This window comes from Streptomyces sp. NPDC088794 (assembly GCF_044750545.1).
GTDB lineage: Bacteria > Actinomycetota > Actinomycetes > Streptomycetales > Streptomycetaceae > Streptomyces.
In genome coordinates this window covers 406,011-429,837 of sequence record NZ_JBIVKB010000007.1, presented here as the reverse complement: position 1 = coordinate 429,837, position 23,827 = coordinate 406,011, and the positions used below count along the sequence as shown (strand labels likewise).

Sequence of the window (23,827 nt, the reverse complement as noted above, 5' to 3'; positions counted from 1 at the left end):
CGTCCCGCACCGGTCACACAGCACCCGGTGGACCCGTCTGTTCTCACGCAGCGAGCCGTCCGCACCAAGCTCGTACTGCGGGAACTCGGCGACAACCGCCTGATGGCACTCAAGCACCAACCGCTGCCAGCCAGGACCCACACCGACGGTGTGCGAGGGGTCTCGCATGTGCCGCCTGACCGCCTCGAACACGTCATCCGAAGCCGGGAAAGTCTCAGCCATCCAGTCCCCCCACCCAGCGATGGACCCCGCACCGCTTGGGATTGCGTCCCCCGCCGGGCACGTTCGTGTGCGCGAACTCGTCGACGATCGCCACCTCGGGCCGCCGCGCGAGCACGGCGGCGAGGTCCATCTCCTCGAACTCCCCGCCCCGGTACGCGCATCGGGCGCGCGGCACGACCTCAAGGCCCGCCAGCATCGCCTCGGTGCGCGGCCGGCCGTGGCACTCGGCGAACCCCACCACCACGTCCGCGCCCCGCGCGGCACGCCGCCGGCCCTCGTCGAGCATCCGGTAGGTCTTGCCGACGCCCGGGGCCGCCCCGAGGTAGACCTTCAGCCGTCCGGCCCGTACATCAGTCATCGCCGCCGACGCGCTCCGCTCACTGGCTCGACCCCCGGGGGTTCGCTGTCCGCGGGGCCGGTTCCCGCGGGAGGAGGATCACTCCTTCTACGGAAGCCCCTCGGACCCCCGGCCGGGGCTCGCGTTAGCGGTTCCTTGGCGCGGGGCGGGGGGACATTGACACGGTCTTGACGCCCGCCCCGAGGGCGGCACCGTCCGGCGGTCGTCGCAGGTGGGCCCGCGCCGCGTTACCCCGAACGGCCGTACGTCGTTTCCGTCAGGGCGGCGCGGCCGCCGCCGCCCAGGACAGGAGACGGATCAGTGACCCCGGACGGCACCTGCGGCATACGGCGCCTGGCACTGACCCTGCTCGCCGCGCTCCTCGCCCTGGCCGCACTGGTGGGACCGGCGAGCGCGCCCCTGGGCGAGGGCGGAACAGGCGAGGACGGAATGTACGCGTCCGGCGCGCCGGCGTCCCGCCCCTCCGCCGCCCCCTTCGGCGCGTATCTCGGCTACGGCCCCGCAGGCGCTCGGCGGATCGCCGGCCTGGCGGGCTGGCTCGGGCCGGGGGCGCCCGCACCCCGGGTCGGCCGCGAGTACCTGCCGGGAGACCGCTGGAGGGGCATCGAGGGATCGGACGCCCAGCTGTCGGACTGGGGAAGCTGGCGCCGGGCCCGCCCGGACCGCCTCTTCGTCCTCAACGTCCCGATGCTGCCCCGCAACGAGGCCCACCTCCCCGACCGGACGGTCCGCGCGGAACTCCGCCGCGGCGCGCAGGGCCGCTACGACGCCCACTTCCGCGCCCTCGCCGAACGCCTGGTCCGCCTGGGCCTGCCGGACACCGTCCTCGTCGTCGGCTGGGAGATGAACGGCATCACCTACACCCACCGCTGCGGCCCGGACCCGGCGGCGTGGCGGACGTACTGGCGTCGCATCGTCACCTCGATGCGCGCGGTCCCCGGCCAGCACTTCCGCTTCGACTTCGCCCCCAACCGCGGCCGCGACGCCGTCCCTTGGCCCCGCTGCTACCCCGGCGACCGCTACGTCGACATCATCGGCATGGACGCCTACGACTCCCCGCACGCCATGCCCTTCCGCACCCAACTCCGCGAACCGTACGGCCTGGCGGCCCAACTCCGCTTCGCCCGAGCGCACGGCAAGCCGGTGTCGTACCCGGAGTGGGGCCTGTACAAGAACGGCGACAACCCGGCGTACATGAGAGGAATGCTCGCCTGGATCGCCCGCGTCCGCCCGGTCTACCAGTCGATCACGGACTACTGCCCGCACGGGGTGTGGAGGTGCGGGGCCCATCCGCGGTCTTCGGCTGTGTATCGGCGGGAGATGGGGCGTTGACCCGTGGATCGGTCGACCCGGTCACCGCGCCCGGCGTGACTCCTCCAAGTACTGGAGTACCGCTGCCACTCGGCGGTCCACCTGGTCCGTCGGGGAGAGGTCGAGTTTGGCGAAGATGTTGCGGATGTGTTTGTGGACGGCGCCGTCGGTGACGACGAGGCGTTCGGCGATGGCGGTGTTGCCGAGGCCTTCGGCCATGAGGGTCAGGACGTCCCGTTCGCGGGGGCTGAGGCGGTCGAGGCGGGTGTCCTGGTGGGAGCGGGTGAAGAGCTGGGCGACGACCTCGGGGTCGATGGCCGTGCCGCCGGCGGCGACGCGGTGCAGGGCGTCGAGGAACTCCTCGACCCGGCCGACCCGTTCCTTGAGGAGATAGCCGAGGCCGTTCACCCCGCCGCTCAACAGCTCGGTGGCGAAGCTCTGTTCGACGTACGCCGACAGGACGAGTACGGCGAGTCCGGGGTGTCTGCGCCTCGCCTCCACCGCCGCGCGGATCCCCTCGTCGGTGTGCGTGGGCGGCATCCGTACGTCGAGGATCGCCACGTCCGGCCTGTGGGTGTCGATGGCGGCCAGGGCCTCCTCGGCGTTGCCGGCCTTCGCCACCACGTCGAGCCCCTCCGCCCCCAGCAGCAGGGCCACGCCCTCCCGCAGCAACGGGTCGTCCTCGGCCATCACCACGCGCATGTCAGTGTCCAGTCCTCAGTTCATGTCGGCACGTCGACTGCCGTCATCAACAGTCGATTGCCTTTATCCACAGGGGAGTTCGGCCTCCAGCCGCGTCGGGCCACCCCTCGGGCTCGTGACGCGGAGCGTACCGTCGAGGGCCGCGATCCGGCGGCGGATGCCCGTCAGGCCGGAGCCGCCGTTCTCGTCGGCGCCCCCGCGGCCGTCGTCCTCGACGAGCAGCCGCAGGCGTCCGCCGTGCGCGCGGACCGTGACCGTCGCCCGGGTCGCGCCGCTGTGCTTGGCGATGTTCGTCAGCGCCTCCGCGACCACGAAGTACGCCGTCGCCTCCACGGAGGCCGCACACCGCTGCGGCACGTCCACGTCCGTCCGGCACGGCACCGCGCACTCCGCCGCGAGCCCCGAGAGCGCGCCCGCCAGACCCCGGTCGTCCAGGACCGGCGGGAGGATGCTGCGGGAGACGCTGCGCAGTTCGGCGAGGGCGTGTTCGGCGGCGGACTGGGCGCGTTCGAGGAGTTCGTCGGCGGCCTCCGGATCGCGGGCCACCCGGCGACGGGCCGCGCCGAGCAACACCGTGACGGTGACGAGCCTGTTCTGGGTGCCGTCGTGCAACGAGCGCTCGATACGCCGGAGTTCGGTCGCGTGGGCGTCCAGCGCGGCGGCCCGCGTGGCCGTCAGCTCCGCGACCCGCAGCGAGAGATCGACGTCCGGGCCGGCCGCGAGCAGGCGACGGCCCGGACCCGCCTGCAACCGCGCCATCGCCGGGCTCAGGCCCAGCACGATCGCGATCCAGCCCACGCCCAGCGGCAGCACGGCGAGCGCGTCCAGCCAGGAGTGCGCGCTGCCGATCCCGATCGACGTACTCGTCCCGCCCTCCGGCAGCAGCTTCCACCACAGGGGAAACGTGCTGTCGCGCACGGCGGACAACGGGAGGACGACTCCCAGGAAGCCCAGCAGCAGGCCCAGGCTCGCGTGCCGGGCCGCCCAGCGCAGCTCGCGGCGGGTGGTGGCGTCGGTGAGGGCGAGCCGTAGGCGGGTGGGCGGTGGTTCGGGGGCGATCACCTCGGGGCCGGTCCGGTCCAGGCGGGCACGTTCGCGACCCGCCAGAGCGTGCAGCGCGCGCAACGCCAGAGGCGCGAGGAGCAGGCCCACGCCGACGAGCGCGGTCACCGTCGTCACCGCCAGCAGGGCCAGCACGCCCAGCGCCAGGACCGCTGTGCCGAACCCGCCGGCCAGCTGCGAGATCGCGGCCCCGGCCGCCTTCACGGTGCGTACGACGGTTTCCTGAACCGTCGCCCTCGGCGGCGAAGGCGGCGTCGAAGTGGGCGTCGACGTCGATGTCGCGGGCGCGTCCGTCATCGGCTCGGCCCTCCTCTCGTCGCGGACGACCTTATGAGGGAAAGGAGTTCGCCGTCGCCCTTCCGGGCGGGAAGTACAGCCTGCTGTACCTCGAACCCGGCGGCCCACGGGATCGGCCGCGAGGGGTCCCGATCCATAGCGTTTGGGCACGTCAGCAACCCCGACCGCCCACAGGAGATTCCGATGGCGCACACGGACCCCTACCGCTTCACCTCCACGGCCCCCACCCCCGCCCACGTCTCCGACACAGCCTCCGCCGACACCTCGGACGGCATCACCCGCTCCGACGTGGCCCGGACCCTGCTCTGGGCCCTCGTCGTGATCAGCGCGGTCACCAACATGGCGCTGTCCTACGGTGGTTCGGGCACCGTGCCGCACCTGGCGGCCGGCATCGTCACCGTCCTGTCCGCCGGCACGCTGGTCGTGCGCAGCCTGCGAGGACGACGCCGGTGAGCACTCGATTCGCGGCGGACCCGCCCGCCCAGCACGCCACCCCCGCCATCGCCCTCGAACACGTCGCCAAGACCTACGCCGGCGGCGTCCACGCCCTCGCCGACGTCTCGCTCACCGTCCCGCGCGGCACCTTCCTCGCCGTGATGGGGCCGTCCGGCTCCGGCAAGAGCACCCTGATGCACTGCGCCGCGGGACTGGACTCACCGACCTCGGGCAGCATCCGTATCGACGGCCACGAGATCGCCGGGCTGAACGAGACCCGCCGTACCGAACTGCGCCGCGAGCGCGTCGGTTTCGTCTTCCAGGCCTACAACCTGATCCCCTCCCTCAGCATCGCCGACAACATCACGCTCCCCCTGCGCCTCGCGGGCCGCCGCCCCGACGACCAGTGGCTGCACACCCTGGTGAACCGCGTCGGCCTCGCCGACCGCCTCACCCACCGCCCCGCCGAACTCTCCGGCGGCCAGCAGCAACGCGCCGCCGTGGTGCGGGCGTTGGCGGCCAAACCCGCCGTCGTGTTCGCGGACGAACCGACCGGCGCGCTCGATCTGCGCAGCGCCCACCAGGTCCTGGACCTGCTGCGCGACCTCGTCGACGAGCTGGGTCAGACGGTGGTCATGGTCACCCACGACCCGGCCGCCGCGGCCCGCGCGCACCGCGCCCTGGTGATGGCCGACGGCCAGGTCGTCGAGTCCCTGGACAACCCGACCGCGCCCGAACTGGCCGACCGGCTCGTCGCCTTGGGCGAGAAGTAGCGAAACGCAGAGAGCCGTAGCGGGAAACAGAGAGACGTAGAGAGACAGGGACAGACACAGACATGCTGCACTTCGCCTGGCGCATGGCCGCCCACCGCATCACCTCCCTGCTCGCCGTGGCGTGCGCGGTGCTGGGCGGTGCCGCCCTCATCACCACGACCGGCGTACTGGCCGAGTCCGGACTCAGCTCCCAGCTCCCGCCGGGCCGGCTCGGCGGTGCGAACGTCGTCGTCGCCGCCGACCAGGAGTTCCACTCCGACGGCGAGATGCCGATCGCCCTGCCCGAACGCGCCACCGTCCCGACCGAGTTGGTCGGCAGGCTGGCCGGACTGCCGGGCGTCACCGCCGCCGTCGGCGACATCGGCTTCCCCGCCGGACTCGTCGACGCCCACGGCACGGTCGTCCCCGTGGCCGACGACCCCGCTTCCGCGGGCCACGGCTGGTCCTCCACGAAGCTGCTCTCCCGGCCCCGCGTCGAGGGCCGCGCGCCGACCGGCTCGGGCGAGATCGCGGTCGCCGCCGGGACCGGTCTGCGGGTCGGCGACCGTGTCGAGGTCATCGCCGATGGCCGCCCCGCCGCCCCTTACCGGGTCTCCGCGCTGGTCCAGGCCCCGGGCGCCGGCGTCTACTTCGCGGACGAGACCGCCCTACGCCTGTCCGGACGCGGGAGCGGGAACGCCACCGGTGCAGCCGACCCCCGCGCCGGCACCGTCGACCTGATAGGCCTGCGCACCAAACCCGGCACCGAGGAATGGGTCGTCTCCGCCGTCCGGAACCGGCTCAACGGCACCACCGAAGGCACCGGCCTCAAGGTCCTGACCGGCGCCGACCGCGGGGACGCGGTGGCCCCCGGCATCGGTTCGGCCCGTTCCCTCCTCGTCCTGCTGTCCACGTCCCTCGCCGGCATCGTGCTGCTGATCACCGGCTTCGTCACGGCGGGCGCGTTGGGTGTCACGATCGCCGGGCAGCGCCGTGATCTGGCCCTGATGCGGGCGGTCGGGGCAACACCCAGGCAGATCAGGCGACTTGCCGCGACGCAGTCGTCGATCGTGGCGGCGGTGGCGCTGGTGCCGGGGATCGGCCTCGGCTACGTACTCGCCGGGCGGTTCCGCACGCTCCTGACCGACCACGGGGTACTGCCACCCGAACTCCCGCTCACCGTCAGCGCGTTGCCGGCCCTCGCCACCCTCCTCCTCATGGGCGCCTCCGTGCAGATCTCGGCCCGCTGCGCCGCCTGGCGCACCTCGCGGATGCCCGCCACCGAGGCCGTCGCCGAGTCGCGCGTGGAACCGCGCAAGGCGTCCAAGGCCCGTACGAGCGGGGGACTGGTGCTGATCCTGGGGGCGTTCACGCTGTCGGTGACACCGCTCTTCGCCCGGACCGCGATCGGTGCCTCGACGACCTCCATGGCCGGGATCCTGGCCGCGATCGGCCTGGCGCTGGCCGGACCCGCCCTGGTCAAGGGCATGGGCGACGCGATGGCGCGCCGGCTGCGGCCGAGGGTCGCGGCGCCGACCTGGCTGGCGGTGGCGAACGTACGCGGGTACGCGCAGCGGTTGTCCGGCGTGGTCAGCCCGCTCGCGATGGTGGTCGTGTTCGTGCTGACGTACGCCCTCGCGCAGACCACCGTCATGGCCGCCACCTCGGACGACACCCGGACGGGGACCCTGGCCCAGTTCCGGGTGAGCGCGCCCGGTCTCGGCGGGCTGCCGGCCGGGACCGCTCAGGCCGTGCGCGAGGTGCCGGGGGTGCGGGCGGCGGCGGCCGTCGGATCGACCACCGTGGTGGTGCGGTACAAGGAGTTCGGGAGCGCGCCGACGACCGACTCGGCCACCGCGCAGATCCTCTCGCCTGGCGCGGCGGGCGTGATCGACCTCGGGGTGCGGGAGGGCGACCCGAACCGCCTCACCGGCGCCACGGTCGCCGTCAGCGACGAGGCCGCGCGCTCGTTCGGGGCCGGGGTGGGCGACCGGGTGCGGCTGGTGCTGGGGGACGGAACGCCGGTTCAGGCGCGGGTGGTCGCGGTGTACGACCGGGGTCTCGGGTTCGGCCCGCTGGTGCTGTCCCGCGACCTCGCTGCCGGTCACACGTCCACGGACCTGGACCCGAGCGTCCTCGTCCGCACCGACGGCAGCGCCGCGACCGAGCACCGGCTCGCCCGACTCGTCGCCGCCCGGCCCGGGTTGACGCTCGCGCCCACCGACGGGGTCGACACCGGCCAGGACACCCCGCCGCAGGTCTGGATCAACCTCGCGGTGGTCGTCGTCCTGCTCGGGTATCTCCTTCTCAGCATCGCCAACAAGCTGGTGGCGGCGACGTCCCAGCGGCGCGGGGAGATCGGGGCGCTGCGTCTGGTGGGGACGACCCCGCGGCAGGTCCGCGCGATGATGCGCCGGGAGGCCGCGGTGATCGCCGCGACCGCGCTCGCCGCCGGGCTCGTGCTGTCCGCGGTGCCGCTCGCGCTGCTGGGGCAGGGGTTCCTCGGGCGCCCCTGGCCGGCCGGTCCGGTGTGGCTGCTGCCGGCGATCGCGGCGACGGTGGTCGTGACGGCGTTCGCGACGGTGGAGTTCCCGACCAGGCGGGCGTTGCGGACGGCGCCGGCGAGTGCGGTGAAGGCTGGTTAGGTCCGGTGATGGTAAAGAACCTTGACAGGCAATTGGTCTAGTCCAACGATAGGCGCTGCCCGTTCAGGCCACCCTCCTCCTCAGGAGCGCCAATGAGAAGACAGCGTCCGCTACTTCGAGCACTGCGAGTCCGTGCTCTTCTCTCCTGTACCGCCGTCACCGCCCTGTCCGCCGGGCTCCTCGCGCTCGGCGGCGGCGGGGCGAGCGCCGCCCAGCAGACGCCCGCGCACTCCGGGCACCCCACGCACCACGTGCGGCCGATGCCGGCGCACGTGGCGGCGCCGTACTTCGAGGCGTGGACCGGCGAGAGCCCCGCCGCGCTGGCCGCCGCGTCCGGCAACAAGTACCTGACGATGGCCTTCCTCCAGACGGACGCCCCGGGCTCCTGCACCGCCTACTGGAACGGCGACACCAAACTCCCGCTCACCAAGGCCTCGTTCGGCGCCGACATCGCGAAGATCCAGGCGCGCGGCGGCAACGTCATCCCGTCCTTCGGCGGCTACGCGGCCGACACGACGAACACCGAACTGGCCGACAGCTGCACCGACGTCGACGCCATCGCGAAGGTCTACGAGGGCCTGGTGACGACGTACGGGATCTCCCGCATCGACCTCGACATCGAAGCCGACTCGATCAACAACACGGCCGGCATCGACCGCCGCAACAAGGCGATCGCGAAGGTGCAGCGCTGGTCCGAACGCACCGGCCACCGCGTGCAGTTCTCGTACACGCTCCCGTCCTTCACCAACGGCCTCGCGCCGAGCGGTGTGGCGCTGCTCCAGAACGCGGTCGACAACGGCGCCCGCGTGGACGTCGTCAACATCATGACCTTCGACTACTGGGACGGCCTCGTGCACGACATGGCCGCCGACACCAAGACGGCGGCGGCCGGGCTGCACGCCCAACTCGCCGCGCTCTACCCGAAGAAGAGCTCGTCGAAGCTGTGGCACATGATCGGTGTCACCGAGATGCCGGGCATCGACGACTTCGGTCCCGAGGAGACCTTCACCACGCAGGACGCCGTCAAGGTCGAACGCTGGGCGGAGGCCAAGGGCATCAACACCCTCTCCTTCTGGGCCCTTCAGCGTGACAACGGCGGCTGTGTGGGCACGAAGGGCGCCAACTCCTGCTCCGGGATCGCCCAGGACCTCTACTACTTCAGCCACACGTTCGCCCGCTTCACGGACTGACCCGCTCTCGCCCCTGCCTCTCCTGTACGGCGGTGACCGCGCGCACGACGAAGATCGCGGCCACCGCCGCACCCACGACGGCGAGGTCGGAGGCGAGCAGCGGCCACACCTCGCTGTAGGCACGGCCGATGACCTCGTCGGTGGAGTCGGAGTACACCAGCCCCACCCCGCTGAACAACCCGACGAGCCACAGCCCCCACCACACGTTCACGACCCGGGGCAGCCGCGCACCGGGCGCGCTCTTCTGATGGACGTCGACGACGAGCCCACGAGGTATCCACAGATTCGCGATGGGCACGATCCACCCGGCATAGACCCAGATCCCGGCATACCGAGCCGGAGCACCGGCCACCAGACGGGCGTTCTCCCGCACCCGGTTCAACCAGCTCAGGAACGCGAGCGCACAGACGACCACCAGGAACCCGCCCACGGACGACACCAGGTGGTACGAGTCCTCCAACGAGTTCAACGGCCGATGCACACCGTCCCCCTGATCCGGCGGCCCGGACGCGGGCTCCCCCGCCACCGCGAGCCTGACCTCCCACACACCCCGGACGACCCAGGCGAACCCGGCAAGGGCGAGAGCACCGATGGCACACAGAGCGACGCCACGGACGGGTTGCAGATAGGGGCCGGCGGAGGGACTCGGAAGGGCGGACGCCTGGTGATCGTTCACCGGGTCATCCTCGCGGACGGGGTACGGACACGGACGGGTGGGGGCAGGAACCGGCCGACGCCGCCCTGCCCCCACCCGCGTCCGTCAGTTGGAGAAGTACAGGTACTTCCACCCCGTGTACGTCGTCGAGTTGACGCTGTCGCCCGACGAGCCGTTGATGTACGCCGAGCGCATCCGGACCTTGATGCCGGACTCGCCCGGTGCCGGCAGCGTGACCGCGACCTTGCCGTTGGTGCCGAGGGAGAAGTACTCGGAGTCGGCGTCGTACCAGGTGCCCTGGTAGTAGACCTCCAGGTCGAGGCGCTCCTGGCGGCCGGGGTAGTACGACATGGTCGTGGTGAACAGCGGGCTGGTGTTCTTGTGGAACCAGTAGTACGTGCGGGAGCCGATCTTGCCCGTCTTGTAGTGCTTGGAGACGGCGACCGAGACCTTGACCTTGGCGTAGGCCGTGACCTTGACCGTCTTCGGCGCGTAGCGGGAGTCGCCCTTGAAGACGGCGGTGACGTCCATGTCGCGGGTCATGTCGACCCACGCGGCGATGTCACCGTGCGAGTTGACCTTGCCGGACTTGAGCAGCTTGTTGGGCTTGTCGGCACCGAACGGGTTGGCCCAGATCTCGACCGAGCGGTTCTTGTACGTCGTACCGAGGTGCGCCGTGAACTTGACGTCCTTGCCGTACGAGTAGACCTTGCCCTTGTTGTTCAGGCTCAGCTTCGTCGAGGCACGGGAGACCGTGACCGCGTCGGAGCCGGCGGCCGCCGTGTGGGCCTGGTCGCCCGCGAAGGTCACCTTGTACGTGACCTTGCCGCCGGCCGGCGGGGTGTCCGTGAAGGAGAAGGTGCCGTTCGCCTTCGTCTTGACGACGGGCAGCGCCTTGCCGTTCGGCGAGTCGAGGTCGGTGCGGGTGACCTTGAGGCTCGTGCCCGCCGGGAGCAGCGTCTTGGACGCCAGCTTGCCGGTGACCGTGAGCTTCTTGGCCCGGTCCGACTTCGAGGGCGCCGTCACCGTGAGGGTGGGCAGCTCCTTGGTCGGGTCGGTCAGCGCGCGCAGGGTGAAGACGCCGGAGTCGTTGACGGAGACGGCGAAGATCCGGCTGCTGTCCGGGGCCCAGGCCAGCGCGCCGTCCACGAGGGTGTCGGAACCGCTGCTGTTGCCGGTGTTGGGGAAGTCGTACTCCCGCGTCGGCTTCAGGTCGCCCGGCTTGAAGATGTGCACGTCGGGCTCGTACCAGGAGTCGCTGCCGCCCGCGACGGAACCGTCCGGCGCGACCCGGACGGCGTTCGGGTACGGCTCGGTCGGGTAGTTCGGCTGCGCGGTGAGGTCGGCGGCCGACAGGACGCCGACGCCGTAACCGCCGGATCCGCCCCAGGAGGTGAGGATCTGCTTGCCGTCGGGCGTGAGGTCGATCTGCTTCACGGTGGTGCCCGTGCTGCCCTTGGTGCGCAGCGTGGCCCCGTCGGCCGTGAGGTCGTAGACCCCGACCGAGTAGCCGTCGCTCGCCACCAGGACGCCCGGCACGGACGGGTCGGCGGCCAGGAGCCCGCCGGAGTTGGAGAGGCCGAGGTCACCGCGCTGGTCGAGGTGCACCACGGGCTCGGCGCCGGAGGTGTCCAGCGAGCCGAAGTTGCCGTCGTAGGAGAACCAGACCCGGCCGTCCACGACCTCCAGGTCGGTCGGGTCGACATCGTTGCCGAGCGGGTAGCTCAGGGTCGGCGTGGCCGTCTGGGTGTCCACGGTGACGATCCGGTCGTCGCCCTTGACCGCCCCGTAGAGCAGGCTGGAGTCGGCGGACAGCGCCAGGCCGGTCACGCCGGGCATCCCGGTGAGGGTCGCCTTGACGGTGCCGGAGTAGTCGGTGATGAGGATCTTGCCGCTGGTCGGGTCGGAGACGTAGACCCGCTGGTGCAGGCCGTCCACGACGAGGTCGCCGACCGATTTCACCGGCAGGATCCTGGCGGAGTCGGCCGCCGCCGGTCCGGCCGTGCCCACGGCGAGCGCCGCCGAGCCGAAGAGAACCGCGAGCGCCGTCGCGGTCGAGATGCTGCGCGTGCGCACAGTACTGATACCCCCACGAAGAAACCCGGTGTGTCACCGGGAGTTGAGAGCGCCGCGCAACGCCCGTACGTGCCCCCTGTACTGCCAGTGGTGTCTGTACTGCCTGTGCTGTCGTCCTGCGGTGACGCACGGGGCGCGGCTGCCTGAACGCAGCTTATGTCATGGCTGTGACAGTTGTGAAAGGGATTTGAAGGAGGTGATGATCACGCGGTCGGCCCACACCGTCACGCGTCCTCGGCGCCCTCCCGCTGCAGCACCGTCACCCGGTGGTAGTTGCACCCGATCATCGGGGCGGTCTCCGGACCCGACCCGCCCTGGTGGGCCTTGAGGGCCACGCTCACCAGGCTGAGCAGCAGGTCGACGTCGCCGTCGCAGTCGAGGTGGATCGTGACCCAGCGGGAACCGGGGACCATCCGGATCGCGCTCGACTCGGCGAAGTCGTAGTGCAGCCGCTGGATCGCCCGGGACGTGAGATGGAGGTCCACATCGCGGTCCGAGTGGAAGTGGATGATCTCGTCGCGGGTGGAACGCAGCGCCCGGCCCGTGCCGCACGCGGCCGGACAGGGGCTGAGGTCGGGCCACTCGACTAGCTGGTCCATGGCTTTCTGGGCCGGGGTCATGGGATCCATGGTGCGGTGCTCACCGCCCGGCCACCAGGGATTGCGGGGTACGTAACCCGGAGGAGACTTTTCGCACGTCCCCGCAGGAGCGGCGATACAGTCGACTATTCCCGTTTCATCCTTTTATCGGCGATACTTGGTGCATGAGTACTGCCACGTATGTCCTGGCGGCCACGTCGAGTGGAGTACTCGACGTGATCGCCGCGTTCGTCGGTGGCCTGGTCATCGCCGGTGCGCTGGTCTGGGCCGTGCAGTTCGGTATGAGGGTCCGGGACCGCGAGCTGCCGCGGCCCGTCGCGGGCGACCAGCCCCACCTTCCCGCCACCGGTCCGGTCCGGGAGCAGCGCGAGATCCGCGAACCGGACGAGATGCCGCACGGGCAGGGCGGTGAACGGCTGATGCCGCACGACCTGCACCACTCGGGCAGCAGAACCGGAAAGGACCAGCAGCGCCACCGCTGGACGACCGGATCCAGCGGATCCTTTGGCGGCGGCGGCCTCGGGCACGTCTGAGCCCGTCCCCCGCCCCCGGAGGGAACCCGGTCAGGCCATCCAGAAGAAGACCGCCGTCATCCGCTTCTCCGCCAGCGTCCGGCCGGAGTAACCGGTCGCGCTGTGCACGAGGTTGGCGTTGTAGAGGAGCAGCCGGTTGTACTTGTGCGGGACGCGTACGTCCTCCTCGAACGCGTCCGGCGCCACGAACCGGGTGCCGAGGGCCTCGACGAGGTTGTTGTGCGGGGCCTGGACGACGTTGCCACCGAGCCGGCCGCCCGGCATGGACTGGCGGTAGAAGCTCGTCCCGCAGTCCTTGGGCACGGCGGGGTTGAGGTAGAGCACCGCCGCGTACCGGCACAGCGCGCGCGAGTCGGTGTGCGGACGCGGCTCGCTCTCGCCCTCGCCGACGACCTGGACGCAGTTGTGGTTGAGGGTGCCGCCGCCGGGCGCCCGCTGCACCCACAGCTCCTTCGCGCCGGTCGCCTGCCTCACCAGCCGCTCCACGCGGGCGAGTTCGGCGGGCTCCAGACCCGGCATGGTGCGCAGCCCGGGCCAGGTCTCCGAGGTGTAGGGGTACCCCTCGACCCAGTCGTCCTTGGCCAGACACCGCTCCCGTACGGCGTCCACCTCGGGCAGGACGTCGTCGAGGACCCAGTAGTCGCGGCCCTTGGTGGGCTTGCGGTAGGGCAGGACGGGAAGCGCGGGGGGAGCGGGGCGGCCGGCGGGAACCCGGGAGGGATGCTGTGGGGGCATGCGGCGAATCTAGGGCGGGGGTCCGTATGGACTCTCCCGCGAGCCGGTCAACAAAGCGTCAACACATGTCGTGTGCACGTCGACGTGACCGAGGACACGTCACGTTTTACCAAAACTAGAGAGTCACTCGGCTTTCGCAGCCGTACTTCTCCTCGATCGACCCCGCCGTGCTCGGCGGGACCCCCGACCGGGCAGGAGACACGGTGCGCTTTTCAAGGAACGCGACGGGAACTCTTTTTGTGGGCGGTGCGCTGGTGTTGACCCTCACCGCGCTCGCCTACCCGTCGATGCTCGGAGTGAGCACCGTCAGCACCGCACAGGACAGAATCATCGCCAACACCCAGTGGGGGCCGATGACTGAACTCGACCGGGACTTCGTGGTCAAGGTGCGGGCGGCGGGCCTGTGGGAGTACCCGTTGGGTCAGATCGGGATGAAGAAGGGCAGCAGCAAGGGGGTGCTGACCGCCTCCGAGCACCTGATCGACGGACACGCGGCACTGGACACCACGGTCCGCAAGATCGCCCCGATGCTGAACGTCACCCTGCCGAACGTGGCGAGTCCGCAGCAGCAGGGATTCGTCAATCAGCTCACCGCCGAGAGCGGGGCGCAATTCGACACGGACTTCGCCAACATCCTGCGCATCACCCACGGTTCGATCTTCAACACCATCGCCAAGGTCCGGTCGACCACCAAGAACAGCCTGGTGCGGGCCCTGGCCGACCAGGCCAACAACACGGTCCTTGACCACATCACGGTCATGGAGAAGACCGGCCTGGTGAACTTCGACACGGCACTGTTCACCCAGACCACCCCGCCGAAGCTGCCCAAGTCGGACTTGACCCCGCCGGTGCCGCCCGCCGGCCAGCCGCAGGTCGTGCTCACCGCGCCGCCCACCGCCACCTCGACGCCGGTGGACATCGACAGCCTCGTGGGCGGCGGCGGCGCGAGCGCCGGCCCCAGCCCCACCCCGACAGTGGGCTGACCCTCCGGGGGTCCCGCTCAGCCCAGCCAGACAGTCGTGTCGGGGTCGATCGAGCCCGCCGCCGACGGCCCGCTGCTCAGCAGCACCTCGCCGGCGGGCAGCGGCAGGGCCGTCCCGGACAGGTTGGTCACACACCGCCAGCCGTCGCCGCGCACGAAGTCCAGCACCCCGGCGGGGGCGTCCGCGGTCCAGGTCAGCGCCTCGCCCGCGAGCAGCTTGCGGCGCAGCTTCAGGGCGGCCCGGTACAGCTCCAGCGTGGAGCCCTCCGTGCCGTCCTGCGCCTCGACGGCGTAAGCGCCGAAACTCTCCGGCTGCGGCAGCCAGGCCGCGCCCGCCCCGAAGCCGTACGAGGGTCCGGTCCGCGTCCACGGCAGCGGCACCCGGCAGCCGTCGCGGCCCTTGTTGACATGGCCGGTCTGTTCCCAGACCGGGTCCTGGAGCACCTCGAAGGGCAGGTCGGCGACCTCGGGCAGGCCGAGTTCCTCGCCCTGGTAGACGTACGAGGATCCCGGTAGCGCCAGCATGAGCAGGGTCGCCGCCCGGGCCCGGCGCAGCCCCGCGACCGGGTCGATCTCGGGTGCGTGACCGCCGGACAGCAGCCAGGCGTTGCCGTCGGTGCCGGGCGGGAGGATCAGCCGGGAGGCGTGCCGTACGACGTCGTGGTTGGAGAGGACCCAGGTGGCGGAGGCGCCGGCGGCGCGCGCGGTCTCCAGCGAGCCGGTGATGACCCCGCGCAGTTCCTCGGCGCCCCAACCGGCCTGAAGATACTCGAAGTTGAAGGCCTGGCCGAGCTCCTCGGGTCGTGCGTACAGGGCGCGGCGGGCGCCCGGTACCCAGGCCTCGGCGACGGCCATGCGGGGCGGGGTGTAGGAGTCGAGGATGCGGCGCCAGTCTCGGTAGATGGCGTGCACCTCGTCACGGTCGTAGAAGGGGTGGGTGCCGGGCGGGAGTCGGTCGAGCGTGGCGTCGGCGCTGAGTTCGGGGGCGCCGAGGTCGCGCAGCGGTTCGCTCAGGTCCTTGGCGAGCGCGTGCGCGACGTCCACGCGGAAGCCGTCGACGCCGCGGTCGGACCAGAACCGCAGGGTGGTGCGGAAGTCCTCGCGGACCTCCTCGTGGTCCCAGTTGAGGTCGGGCTGTTCGGGGGTGAACAGGTGCAGGTACCACTGGCCGTCGGGCACCCGGCGCCAGGCGCTGCCGCCGAAGACGGACTGCCAGTCGGTGGGCGGGAGTTCGCCGTGGGCGCCGCGGCCGTCGTGGAAGACGTAGCGGGCGCGGGCGGGGGAGCCGGGGCCCGCGGCCAGGGCCTCCTGGAACCAGGGGTGCAGACGCGAGGTGTGGTTGGGCACCAGGTCGACGATCAGCTTGAGGCCGAGCCGGTGGGCCTCGGCGACCATGGCGTCGAAGTCGGCGAGGCTTCCGAGGCGCGGGTCGACATCCCGGTAGTCGGCGACGTCGTAGCCGCCGTCGGCGAGTTCGGAGGGGTAGAACGGGCTGAGCCACAGGGCGTCGACGCCCAGCCCGGCCAGATGGGTCAGGCGCTCGGTGACGCCCCGGATGTCGCCGAACCCGTCGCCGTCGGCGTCGGCGAAGCTGCGCGGATAGACCTGGTAGACGACGGCCTGGCGCCACCAGTCGGGATTCCTGGAGGAAAGGTCGGTCACGGTGTCCCTTCGGCAGTGCTCGGCATAACGCTTTGAACTCGGCGGAGCGGGATCGGAGTAGATGATTCCCTGTGTGATGGATTTGTGATGACTCTTGAACTTTCCGTGCGTCACAGCAAGTTGACACGCCTCAACGGCTCGAACCACCATGAGGGCACGCTGTGCCGCAAGTGACCAATGGGGCCAGTGTCTCTCTTCTGCCTTTCCTCTGCTCTCTCTGAGCTCCTGAGATGGGACATCCATGTCTATAGCCAGACCTGTCACCGCGCGCCGCCTGCTGGGGACGGGCGCCGCGTCACTCGTCCTGTGTGCCGCTTCCGTGGCCGGTGCCTCCGGCGCCCTCGCCCACGGCGGTACGCCCGGCGGTGACGGCTGGAAGTCCGGCGGCTCGTACCAGCCCGGCACGGGCGCGGGCACCGAGACCGGCACCGACCGCTGCGAGTTCTCGCTCGACGGCACGAGCTTCTTCCCCTCGGTGAAGGTCGACGACCAGAACCTCAAGCCCACCGACGACGGCAAGATCCACATCAAGGTCCGTGCCGCCGGTGACGCCTCCACCTGCACCGCCTCGCTGGCTTCCTACATCGCCCACGGCCCCACCTTCGCCACCTCCGGCGAGCAGGTCTTCGTCGACTTCGACACCGTGACGGTCAAGCAGGGCCAGACCGAGTCGCTCGACATCGCGGTGCCGGACGCGGGCTGCTTCGCGCAGATCGACCTGTACCGCGGCGCGGTCAAGTTCGACGGCGTCAAGGACGCGAACGACGGCCTGGAGCACGGCGACCTGCCGGCCGGTCCCGACCACCCGGTCATCAAGGACAAGCTGATCGCGGCCTGGAACGGCGGCACGAAGGACTGCACGAAGACCCCGGAGACGACCCCGCCGGCCACGCCCCCGGCCGAGGAGACGACCCCGCCGGCGGAGGAGACCACCCCGCCCGCGTCGGAGTCCACCCCGCCGGCCGAGGAGTCCACTCCGCCCGCGTCGGAGTCGACCCCGCCCGCCTCGGAGTCGACCTCCCCCGCCGCCCCCACGCCGAACGGCGGCGGTGACCTCGCCGAGACCGGTGGCGGCAGCAGCAGCGGCATCATCGCGGGCGGCGCGGCAGCGCTCCTCGCGGCGGGCGCGGCGATCGTCGTGGCGACCAAGCGCCGCCGCGCGACGCGCGCCTGACCTGGCCCGTGAGCCTGCCTTCCTGACCCCGTCCCCATGACGAACGCCCCGGAGCCCTTCTCTCTCCGGGGCGTTCGGCTTGCCGTGCGTCAGACGGAAGGCGCCCCTTCGCGGCCGGGTTCCACCGTGTCGAGGTAGAGCTTCACGAAGCGGTTCACGTCCACATCCAGGGCCACGTCCACGAGTTGGCGGGCGCGGGTGCCGTCGTGGATCTCGGATTCGCCGGGGCGGGGGCGGCGGTCGACGATCGTCTGTCCCCGGGTGGGGCCGGGGGCGAGGGAGACCTCGACCGGGAGGAGCCGGGTGGTGATGCCGGCCGGGTCGACGACCGTGCAGACCGCGCCCGCGTCGCCGATGCCGCCGCCCGGGTCGTCGCCGTCGGCGTCGGGGGTGGCCGGGCGGTGCGAGAGGAGGTCGCCGGCCAGGCGGGCGGCCGGGTCGGCGCTCGCGCGCAGGCGTCGTACGTCCGGGCCGGGGACGACGACCCGCTGGAACACGTCGAGGCCGTACATCGTGATCGGCACCCCGGCGGTGAGCAGCACCGCCGCCGCCTCGGGGTCGTGCCAGACGTTGAACTCGGCGACCGCCGTGGCGTTCCCGGTCGCCACCGCGCCGCCCATGAAGACGATCCGCTCGATGTTGCGGACGACATCGGGGTGCGTACGCAGCAGCAGGGCGATGTTGGTGAGGGGCGCCGTCGGGATCAGGGTGACCGGTCGCGGGGAGGCGAGGATCTCGCGGTGCAGCAGGGTCACCGCGTCCACGTCGGCGGGAGCGCGGGTCGGGGTGGGCAGACCGGGGAGGTCGCCCATGCCGTCCGCGCCGTGCACGTGCCGGGCCGAGCGGGCCGGTTCGATCAGCGGACGTTCGGCGCCGCGGGCCACCGGGATGTCCCCGGCGCCCGCCACCTCCAGCACGGTCAGCGTGTTGCGGACCACGCCGTCGACGTCCGTGTTCCCGGCGACACAGGTCACCGCCCGCAGATCGAGGCCCGGGTGCCGCACGGCGAAGAGCAGGGCGAGCGCGTCGTCGACCCCCGTGTCGCAGTCGATGATCACCGGGATGGGCTGGTCGGTCACCTCGGGGTCCTTCCGTAGAACCGGAGCCACTGCCTGGACGGACTCGGCCGCCGTCCCGACCTTATGGCGTCCATGGTCACCTGCCGGTCACTCCCACAGACCGGTTCCGCGGGGCGCTCCGCGATCACCGGCCGGTACGGCACCGGCCGCGCGGCCAGGATGCGAACGCCGACGCCGTCGACGCCCACCGCTCCCGCGCGACTTGCGGCGTCAGTCCCACAGTTCGGTTCCGCGGGCCGCGGCCCGCTCCCCGATCCGGTGCAGCAGTTCGTCGCCCGGCAGCACGCCCGGCTTGCGCCCGTCCCGCAGTCGTACGGCGGTCAGCTCACCCTCGGCCTCCCGCGCCCCGATCACCGCCTGGTACGGCACCAGGCGCGCCGCGCGGATCCGGGCACCGAGGCTGCCCTCGCCGACGACCTCCGCCCGCAGCCCCCGCGCGACCGCGGCCCGCGCCAACCGCTCGGCCGCCTCCCGCTGTTCCTCCGACACCGGCAGCACCACCAGCTGGACCGGGGCCAGCCAGACCGGGAACGCCCCGCCGTGCACCTCGACCAGCTGCGCCACCGCCCGTTCCACGCTCCCGATGACACTGCGGTGCACCATCACCGGGCGGTGCTTCGCGCCGTCGGCGCCGATGTAGTGCAGGTCGAAGCGTTCGGGCTGGTGGAAGTCGATCTGGACGGTGGAGAGAGTGGACTCACGCCCCGCCGCGTCGGCGATCTGCACGTCGATCTTGGGACCGTAGAAGGCGGCCTCGCCCTCGGCCTCCTCGTAGTCGACTCCGGCGTCGGCCAGCACCTCCCGCAGCAGGGCGGTGGCCCGCTCCCACAGCTCAGGGTCGGCGACGTACTTGCCGCCCTCGCCCGGGAGGGAGAGACGGTACCGGTGGGCGCTCAGGCCGAGATCGGCGTAGGCGCGGGCGATCAGCCGCAGGGCCGAGGCCGCCTCCTCGACCGCCTGGTCCAGGGTGCAGAAGATGTGGGCGTCGTTGAGCTGGATGGCCCGTACCCGGGTCAGACCGCCGAGCACGCCGGACAGCTCGGAACGGTACATGCCGCCCAACTCCGCGATACGGAGCGGGAGTTCGCGGTAGCTGTGGGAACGGGAGCGGTAGATCAGGGCGTGGTGCGGGCAGAGGCTGGGGCGCAGCACGACCTCCTCCGCGCCGAGTTTCATGGGCGGGAACATGTCCTCGCTGTAGTGCGACCAGTGGCCCGAGATCTCGTACAGCTCCCGCTTGCCGAGGACCGGCGAGTACACGTGCCGGTAGCCGGCCGCGCGCTCCGCCTCCCGGACGTACTCCTCCAGGGTGTGGCGGACCAAGGCGCCGTCCGGGAGCCAGTAGGGCAGGCCGGCGCCGATCAGCGGGTCGGTGTCGAAGAGGTCGAGTTCGCGGCCGAGACGGCGGTGGTCGTGGGGCGCGGGGGCCAGGGGGTCGTGGGCGGTGGGCTCCTGTGACATGGCGTGCTCCTCGTTCAGGTGCGGGGCGAGGAGCCGACGGGCGACGAAAAACCCCGGGGCACTCGCCCCGGGGCTTCGGTCATCCAGTCGTGGATCAGCGCGCCGGGACACTCTCCGGCGTCGTCGTGACAGACGGCTGGGCGCGCTTCATACCGACCACGGTAGCCAGGGGCGGGGTACGGGTGCCACGCAATATCGGGGCCGAGCAGGGACAACCCCCGGGTGCCCGGGTAACCCGGACGGCCCGGCTCGCTGGTGGAGCGCCGGACGCGGTGATCCCTTGGAGACGTAACCGGCCCCGCGCACACCGCCGTACGACGTCCCGTACGGCTCCTCGCGCGTCCCCCGTCCGTCTCCCAGGAGGCTTCGATGCCCCGTCCCCCGGCCCGCGTCCTCGTCGCCTCCGCGCTCTCGGCGGGCACCCTGCTCACGGCGTCGGCCTGTCTCAGCACGCCGCCGCAGGCGCACGCGCCGCTGCCCACGATCCCGTCCTCCGCGCCCCCGACCTCCGCGTCGCCGTCCGCCCCGGCCGCGGCGACCACTCCCGGCGGTCTCACCACCGCGCAGGCCCAGGCCGCCCTGGTCACCGAGGCCGACCTCGGCGACCCGTGGGCGCCGACCCAGGGCGCGGCGACCTGGCGGGACGCCCTGCTGAAGGCGACCACGAACGCGCCCGACTGCCGCCGGCTGCTCGACGCGCTGTACGCCGACGACCTGTTCGGCGCGGGCGCCGAACCCCGGGCCGCGACCGGCCTCGACGACACCATGGACGAGGCCCAACTGCGGTACCAGGTGCTCGCCCTGCCGCCCGCCGACGTCGACCGGACGCTGACCTGGCTGAAGTCGCTGCCGCAGAAGTGCGCCCGGTTCACGGCGGTGACCGAACGCGGCACCGTCCAGACCGTCCAGGTCACCGAGGCCGCCCTGCCGGAGGTCGGCGACACCCGGCAGGGCCTGCGCGTCACCCTGACCTCCGAGACACCCGACGGCGACCCGACGGTCCTCACCCTCGACGTCGCCGCGGCCCGCACCGGCGACGACACCATCGCCGTCACCAACGGCGGTCTGGGCGAGGTCTCCCCGGACATCACGAACGCGACGCTGGAGGTCGGGGCACAGCGGCTGGCGGACGTACGGAAGCAGGGGCGGGCACAGGTCTGACGAGGGCGGCCCTTCGCCTGCTCCCGTCCTCCCTGGAGCGACTCGCGTCCTCCCTGCGCCTATTCCGGCTCCTCCGCCTCCTCCAGCTCGAACCGCATCCGGCGTCCCACCACCTCCCTGGCCACGTCGACGACCGTGCGGTCGTGGGCGAAGGCGTGGCCGCGGAGGCGGGCGAGGGCGTCGCCGTCGGAGACGCCGAGTTGGGCCATGATCATGCCGGTGGCCTGGTGGACGTCGTCGTGTCCGTCGGTCAGGCCGCCGAGGGTCGTCAGCGCGGCCGTCATCAGCGCGGCGAGCCGCCGGGCGGTGTCCAGTTCGCCGCCGGTGAGCGCGCCCGGGGTGTCGCGGTACAGGTCGAGCGTGCCGACGCACACGGCGTCGTCGCCGAGCGGGATCGCGTACGCCGCCCGCACCCCGGCCGCCGTGGCCCGCTCGGCGAAGACCGGCCAGCGACCGGCGTCCTCGGGGCAGGTCAGGTCGTCGGCGAGCACGGGGGCCCGGGCCCGTACGGCGGACCGGCAGGGCCCGTCGCCGAGCGTGGCCTGGAGGTCGCCCATGCAGGAGGCCTGTGCGTTGCTCGCGCCGAGCCGGACCGGGAGCCCGTGGCTGTAGAGCGACATGCTCGCGCCGGTCACCGGAAGCAGTCCGACCGCCACCCGGCACAGCAGCCCGGGTATCTCTCGGTTCGTCGGGTCGCCGCGGGCGTCACGGCCGTCGTGCCTGGGCCGCACAGCCACCGCCTCCTTCGCACGGGCGCGGCCACGATGGCGAAGCGGCCGACGCCGTCCACGGCACCGGACCCCGGCCGACTACCCGTGCCCCGAGGACCGAAACACGTCGCGTCCGGCGCAGGGTCTACCGCTTCTCGTACGGATCCGCCGGCTGCTTCACCTGCCGGACCGACGTCACGTCCAGCACCGGCGGCCACGCCGCGTCCGAGCCCAGCTCGCCCTTGGGGTGCCAGGTGCCGGTGACGGTGACCCAGGTGTCGGTGGGCGGGGCGTCGTCGCCGCGGATCTCGACCTTGCTGGTGGTGGCGTCGGCGGCGCAGCAGGAGACCAGGAGCCGGGTGACGTACCAGGTGCCGTCGTCCCCGTGGGTGACGAAGCCGGTCATCCTGACCGTCCGGCCCTTCAGGGACCGTCCGCTGTCGTAGATCGCCCGCGAGCTGAACTGGCCGACGCTCAGCTCGACCGGGTTCCCGGCGGGCAGCGCGGGAAAGCTCCCGACTCCCTGGGCCGCCCGCTGCGCGGCCTCCCGCCCGGCGCTGTAGGAGCCGAGGGCGGGGGGAGGGAAGAGCAGGAGGGCGAGGGCGGGGAGAGTGAGCAACCAGGCGACACGGGGCCCGGCGGCGCCGTGACGGTGCCCGCCGTGCCCGTCACCGTGCCCATGCCCCTCGTGCTCGTCCTCTCCCTCGCCCTCGTCCTCCCCCTCGTACGCCTCCCGCCTCAGTACCGCCGTCGTCACGCCGAGCAGCACCAGCGCCACCCCGGAGACGATCAGGTACGGCCGCAGGGCCGGCTGTACGTACCTCAGGTACAGGTCGCTGAAGAGCGTCACGCGGAGCACCGCGCCGCCCGTCAGCAGGAGCAGTACGGCGGGCCCGTACCGGCGGAGTCTCACAGCAGCCACCACCCCACCAGGACGCTGCTCGTCACGGCCACCAGCCAGGTCGTCGAGGAGAAGCGGACGGCGAAGGAGCGGCCGAACGTGCCCGCCTGGAGGGCGATCAGTTTCAGGTCGACCATCGGGCCGACCACCATGAACGCCAGTCGCGCGGTGAGCGGGAAGGCGCTGAGGGAGGCGGCGACGAAGGCGTCCGCCTCGCTGCACACGCACAGCACGACGGCGAGCACCGCGAGCAGCCCCACGGCGGCCCAGGCGGAACCGGTGAACAGGTCCAGGACGGACCGGGGTACGGCGATGTTGAAGGTCGCGGCGGCCGCGGCGCCGAGCACGAGGAAGCCGCCGGCGTGCAGGAAGTCGTGCTGGAGACCGGTGAGGAAGGCGCGCGGGCCGGAGGCGTCGCCCGGACCACCACCCCTCGCCGCCGGCATCCGCAGCCACTCGTCCTTCCCGAACCGGGCCCACAGCCAGCCCATCACCACGGCGGTCGCGAGCGAGGCGACGAGCCGGGCGAGGACCATCCCGGGCCGGCCGGGGAAGGCGATCGAGGTCGCGACCAGGACCACCGGGTTGATGGCGGGCGCGGAGAGGAGGAAGGCGAGGGCGGCGGCGGGCGTCACCCCGCGCCGCATCAGGCTCCCGGCCACCGGCACGGACGCGCACTCGCACCCGGGCAGGACGACTCCGGCGGCGCCCGCGACGGGCACGGCGAGGGCGGGGTTGCGGGGGAGGAGCCTGGTGAAGACGCGCTCCGGTACGAAGGCGCCGATCGCCGCGGAGACGACGGTGCCGAGCAGCAGGAAGGGCACGCCCTGGACGGCGATCGCGGTGAACACGGTCCACCAGGCGGCGACCGGCGGGGTGTAGAGGTCGAGCGCGAGCATCGGCCCGAGCACGGAGACGACGGTGGCGATGGCGATCAGCGCGGAGCCGCCGAGCACGGCGTACACCAGCGCGCGTACGACGAGGCGCACGCCGTCGACCACCGTCCGCTGATTCTGCACGCGCCTGTCCCAGTAGTGCCGGAAACGTCCCGCGCAGGCTAACGGGTGCCGCTGTGCCCCACCCCGGGTTCGCCGGAGAGCGCGCTGTGGATCACATCGGCCGAGG

The 23,827-nt window shown here is 72.1% G+C and carries 21 protein-coding genes and 1 pseudogene; 9 read left to right on the top strand and 13 right to left on the bottom strand.

The genetic code is table 11. The features are described 5' to 3' along the window. Positions 1-253: 253 nt before the first annotated feature. A pseudogene (locus ACIP6U_RS22630) lies at positions 254-580 on the bottom strand (histidine kinase); the annotation flags it as partial. A 300-nt stretch (positions 581-880) separates the two neighbouring features. On the opposite strand from ACIP6U_RS22630, the gene ACIP6U_RS22625 reads away from it, so the two are divergent. After that, on the top strand, positions 881-1,912 hold the full coding sequence (locus ACIP6U_RS22625; RefSeq protein ID WP_401720550.1) for a glycoside hydrolase family 26 protein: 1,032 nt from the start codon (positions 881-883) through the stop codon (positions 1,910-1,912). 21 nt (positions 1,913-1,933) lie between these two features. Here the strand turns inward: ACIP6U_RS22625 and ACIP6U_RS22620 are convergent, their stop codons facing one another. Next, a complete protein-coding gene (locus ACIP6U_RS22620) occupies positions 1,934-2,593 on the bottom strand; it encodes a response regulator (protein ID WP_401720548.1) in 660 nt (219 codons plus the stop codon). Between the two features lie 63 nt (positions 2,594-2,656). Continuing rightward, entirely contained in the window at positions 2,657-3,952 is a 1,296-nt protein-coding gene (locus ACIP6U_RS22615; protein ID WP_401720546.1) for a sensor histidine kinase, read from the bottom strand. A gap of 183 nt (positions 3,953-4,135) precedes the next feature. On the opposite strand from ACIP6U_RS22615, the gene ACIP6U_RS22610 reads away from it, so the two are divergent. The 4 genes from ACIP6U_RS22610 (at position 4,136) to ACIP6U_RS22595 (ending at position 8,974) form a co-directional block, all read left to right on the top strand. Then, positions 4,136-4,405, top strand: coding sequence for a hypothetical protein (locus ACIP6U_RS22610; RefSeq protein ID WP_401720543.1), 270 nt, complete (start codon positions 4,136-4,138; stop codon positions 4,403-4,405). After that, positions 4,402-5,160, top strand: a complete 759-nt coding sequence (locus tag ACIP6U_RS22605; RefSeq protein ID WP_401720540.1) for an ABC transporter ATP-binding protein — start codon at positions 4,402-4,404, stop codon at positions 5,158-5,160. The genes ACIP6U_RS22610 and ACIP6U_RS22605 overlap by 4 nt, the downstream gene beginning before the upstream one ends. A 62-nt stretch (positions 5,161-5,222) precedes the next feature. Continuing rightward, positions 5,223-7,784 carry an FtsX-like permease family protein gene (locus ACIP6U_RS22600; RefSeq protein WP_401720537.1) on the top strand — a complete coding sequence of 854 codons (2,562 nt, stop codon included), beginning with the start codon at positions 5,223-5,225 and terminating at the stop codon, positions 7,782-7,784. A 92-nt stretch (positions 7,785-7,876) separates the two neighbouring features. Further along, entirely contained in the window at positions 7,877-8,974 is a 1,098-nt protein-coding gene (locus ACIP6U_RS22595) for a chitinase (RefSeq protein ID WP_401720534.1), read from the top strand. Here ACIP6U_RS22595 and ACIP6U_RS22590 read toward each other — a convergent pair. From ACIP6U_RS22590 to ACIP6U_RS22580, 3 genes are all read right to left on the bottom strand, one after another. Continuing rightward, entirely contained in the window at positions 8,964-9,650 is a 687-nt protein-coding gene (locus tag ACIP6U_RS22590) for a DUF4328 domain-containing protein (RefSeq protein ID WP_401720532.1), read from the bottom strand. The two genes, ACIP6U_RS22595 and ACIP6U_RS22590, sit on opposite strands and share 11 nt — an antisense overlap. A gap of 84 nt (positions 9,651-9,734) precedes the next feature. After that, positions 9,735-11,705 carry a YncE family protein gene (locus ACIP6U_RS22585; RefSeq protein WP_401720530.1) on the bottom strand — a complete coding sequence of 657 codons (1,971 nt, stop codon included), beginning with the start codon at positions 11,703-11,705 and terminating at the stop codon, positions 9,735-9,737. Positions 11,706-11,929: 224 nt separating this feature from the next. Beyond that, a complete protein-coding gene (locus ACIP6U_RS22580; RefSeq protein ID WP_401720527.1) occupies positions 11,930-12,325 on the bottom strand; it encodes a luciferase family protein in 396 nt (131 codons plus the stop codon). 143 nt (positions 12,326-12,468) lie between these two features. Here ACIP6U_RS22580 and ACIP6U_RS22575 point away from each other — a divergent pair, with 143 nt between their 5' ends. Further along, entirely contained in the window at positions 12,469-12,837 is a 369-nt protein-coding gene (locus ACIP6U_RS22575) for a DUF6479 family protein (protein WP_401720524.1), read from the top strand. A 30-nt stretch (positions 12,838-12,867) separates the two neighbouring features. Here the strand turns inward: ACIP6U_RS22575 and ACIP6U_RS22570 are convergent, their stop codons facing one another. Further along, on the bottom strand, positions 12,868-13,572 hold the full coding sequence (locus ACIP6U_RS22570; RefSeq protein ID WP_401720522.1) for a DUF6445 family protein: 705 nt from the start codon (positions 13,570-13,572) through the stop codon (positions 12,868-12,870). Positions 13,573-13,811: 239 nt separating this feature from the next. On the opposite strand from ACIP6U_RS22570, the gene ACIP6U_RS22565 reads away from it, so the two are divergent. Further along, on the top strand, positions 13,812-14,555 hold the full coding sequence (locus ACIP6U_RS22565) for a DUF4142 domain-containing protein (RefSeq protein ID WP_401720616.1): 744 nt from the start codon (positions 13,812-13,814) through the stop codon (positions 14,553-14,555). Positions 14,556-14,572: 17 nt separating this feature from the next. Here the strand turns inward: ACIP6U_RS22565 and ACIP6U_RS22560 are convergent, their stop codons facing one another. Then, entirely contained in the window at positions 14,573-16,216 is a 1,644-nt protein-coding gene (locus tag ACIP6U_RS22560) for an alpha-amylase family glycosyl hydrolase (RefSeq protein WP_401720519.1), read from the bottom strand. 241 nt (positions 16,217-16,457) lie between these two features. Here ACIP6U_RS22560 and ACIP6U_RS22555 point away from each other — a divergent pair, with 241 nt between their 5' ends. Next, complete coding sequence (locus ACIP6U_RS22555) at positions 16,458-17,390, top strand: LAETG motif-containing sortase-dependent surface protein (RefSeq protein WP_401720517.1); 933 nt, start codon at positions 16,458-16,460, stop codon at positions 17,388-17,390. Between the two features lie 89 nt (positions 17,391-17,479). Here ACIP6U_RS22555 and ACIP6U_RS22550 read toward each other — a convergent pair whose 3' ends face one another. Both ACIP6U_RS22550 and thrS read right to left on the bottom strand, forming a co-directional pair. Then, a complete protein-coding gene (locus ACIP6U_RS22550; protein WP_401720514.1) occupies positions 17,480-18,469 on the bottom strand; it encodes a nucleoside hydrolase in 990 nt (329 codons plus the stop codon). A 210-nt stretch (positions 18,470-18,679) separates the two neighbouring features. Further along, the gene (thrS, locus tag ACIP6U_RS22545) at positions 18,680-19,930 is read right to left on the bottom strand and encodes a threonine--tRNA ligase (RefSeq protein ID WP_401720512.1); all 1,251 of its coding nucleotides are present in this window, start codon (positions 19,928-19,930) and stop codon (positions 18,680-18,682) included. A 369-nt stretch (positions 19,931-20,299) separates the two neighbouring features. On the opposite strand from thrS, the gene ACIP6U_RS22540 reads away from it, so the two are divergent. Continuing rightward, positions 20,300-21,091, top strand: a complete 792-nt coding sequence (locus tag ACIP6U_RS22540; protein WP_401720509.1) for a hypothetical protein — start codon at positions 20,300-20,302, stop codon at positions 21,089-21,091. 59 nt (positions 21,092-21,150) lie between these two features. Here the strand turns inward: ACIP6U_RS22540 and ACIP6U_RS22535 are convergent, their stop codons facing one another. From ACIP6U_RS22535 to ACIP6U_RS22525, 3 genes are all read right to left on the bottom strand, one after another. Then, a complete protein-coding gene (locus tag ACIP6U_RS22535; protein ID WP_401720506.1) occupies positions 21,151-21,828 on the bottom strand; it encodes a GAF and ANTAR domain-containing protein in 678 nt (225 codons plus the stop codon). A 118-nt stretch (positions 21,829-21,946) separates the two neighbouring features. Beyond that, positions 21,947-22,714 (bottom strand): TIGR03943 family putative permease subunit, encoded by a 768-nt coding sequence (locus tag ACIP6U_RS22530; protein ID WP_401720503.1) that lies wholly within the window; start codon positions 22,712-22,714, stop codon positions 21,947-21,949. Next, on the bottom strand, positions 22,711-23,721 hold the full coding sequence (locus tag ACIP6U_RS22525) for a permease (RefSeq protein WP_401720501.1): 1,011 nt from the start codon (positions 23,719-23,721) through the stop codon (positions 22,711-22,713). The genes ACIP6U_RS22530 and ACIP6U_RS22525 overlap by 4 nt, the downstream gene beginning before the upstream one ends. Between the last annotated feature and the right edge of the window lie 106 nt (positions 23,722-23,827).

What these genes read in the sequence shown, in the direction of transcription:
- ACIP6U_RS22620 (WP_401720548.1), bottom strand. Translation starts at nt 2,593, where the DNA reads ATGCGCGTGGTGATGGCCGAGGACGACCCGTTGCTGCGGGAGGGCGTG.
- ACIP6U_RS22615 (WP_401720546.1), bottom strand. Translation starts at nt 3,952, where the DNA reads ATGACGGACGCGCCCGCGACATCGACGTCGACGCCCACTTCGACGCCG.
- ACIP6U_RS22610 (WP_401720543.1), top strand. Translation starts at nt 4,136, where the DNA reads ATGGCGCACACGGACCCCTACCGCTTCACCTCCACGGCCCCCACCCCC.
- ACIP6U_RS22600 (WP_401720537.1), top strand. Translation starts at nt 5,223, where the DNA reads ATGCTGCACTTCGCCTGGCGCATGGCCGCCCACCGCATCACCTCCCTG.
- ACIP6U_RS22595 (WP_401720534.1), top strand. Translation starts at nt 7,877, where the DNA reads ATGAGAAGACAGCGTCCGCTACTTCGAGCACTGCGAGTCCGTGCTCTT.
- ACIP6U_RS22580 (WP_401720527.1), bottom strand. Translation starts at nt 12,325, where the DNA reads ATGACCCCGGCCCAGAAAGCCATGGACCAGCTAGTCGAGTGGCCCGAC.
- ACIP6U_RS22575 (WP_401720524.1), top strand. Translation starts at nt 12,469, where the DNA reads ATGAGTACTGCCACGTATGTCCTGGCGGCCACGTCGAGTGGAGTACTC.
- ACIP6U_RS22570 (WP_401720522.1), bottom strand. Translation starts at nt 13,572, where the DNA reads ATGCCCCCACAGCATCCCTCCCGGGTTCCCGCCGGCCGCCCCGCTCCC.
- ACIP6U_RS22555 (WP_401720517.1), top strand. Translation starts at nt 16,458, where the DNA reads ATGTCTATAGCCAGACCTGTCACCGCGCGCCGCCTGCTGGGGACGGGC.
- thrS (WP_401720512.1), bottom strand. Translation starts at nt 19,930, where the DNA reads ATGTCACAGGAGCCCACCGCCCACGACCCCCTGGCCCCCGCGCCCCAC.
- ACIP6U_RS22540 (WP_401720509.1), top strand. Translation starts at nt 20,300, where the DNA reads ATGCCCCGTCCCCCGGCCCGCGTCCTCGTCGCCTCCGCGCTCTCGGCG.